Origin of the sequence: Collinsella sp. Sow4_E3 (genome assembly GCF_052116285.1) — a bacterium.
Taxonomy (GTDB): domain Bacteria; phylum Actinomycetota; class Coriobacteriia; order Coriobacteriales; family Coriobacteriaceae; genus Collinsella.
Genome location: NZ_JBQKLJ010000070.1, coordinates 1 through 1,018 on the forward strand (window position 1 = coordinate 1; position 1,018 = coordinate 1,018).

General features: G+C 68.1%; 1 protein-coding gene. It reads right to left on the reverse strand.

Features of this window, described 5'->3' with window-relative positions:
- Nucleotides 1-112 precede the first annotated feature (112 nt).
- On the reverse strand, nucleotides 113-1,018 hold a 906-nt coding region (locus tag ACTQ48_RS11250), incomplete at its 5' end, for a DNA cytosine methyltransferase (protein WP_441570988.1).

A 1,018-nucleotide genomic window follows, 5' to 3' on the forward strand; every position in this document is an offset into this window, starting at 1 on the left:
GCCGCCATCTGGCGGAGGTTGCGCACGAGGCTGGCCTGCCGCGCCCAGTGTTTGCGGTCATTGGCGGTCACGATGAGTGCGCGGGGCAGCTCGAACTCGTAGGTGGCGGTGGTCATGCCGCTGCCCCCAGCGCTTGTGCGCCACAGAGACCCAGCCAGTGGGCCACGTTGACGGCCACGGCGTTCCCGGCCTGCATCTGCTGTTCACCCTGATTGCCGTGGATGATGTAGTGCCTCGGGAAGGCTTGGGCGTTGGCTGCCTCCCGTGGCTTCAGCATGCGGAAGTAGCAGTCCTCGACGTTGATCGCCGGCGTCAGGACGCCGTGCTGGTCTCGTGTCGCCATCGTGGATAGCGGGTCGGCGACGGCGGGGTAGGGTCGAGAGCCGCGCCGGAAGGGGATAACGAGTCCGTGGTGGAAGCCAGCGCCTGTGAAGGTTGCCAGTGGGTCGCTCGTGCTGGATGGTTTGGCGTGCCTGCGGAGCGTGACGAGGAAGTCGGCGCCGCTGGCCCGCTGGGTGCGCATCGGTGCATGCACGCTGGTGCCCTTCTGGTCACCTGCGCCGCCCATGAGGTAGGACACGACGCCGAGCTGGGTTGGGAGTGGTCGGGATGCTGGGCCGAAGTGCCGTCCACAGCTCCCGCCGTTGTTGACGCTCATCACAAAGTCGCGGTCGAAGTCGCCGCGTAGCAGCATCTCCAGGCCGGTCTCGACTCGGCGCATCGTGGACGCTGCCAGCGGTCGGGTGCGGTCGCCGATCCTCGTGCCGACGTCGGTCCAGTCGATCGCGGATGCGGCGGGCCTGACGTAGGGCTCGACCCTGCCGTGATCGCCCTCGGGGCAGACGTAGATGTACTGGCGGTCGTACTTGCCGATGTGGCGTCCGGGCCGCTTCCACCACTGCATGGCTGCCACGTCCGTGCCGCACTTCTCGCACCAGGCCAGCGGTCGCGGCCGCACGTCGGGGGCGGGCACGCCCTTGCGGTTGAAGACGATGTACATACGGTCTCGCCACTGCGG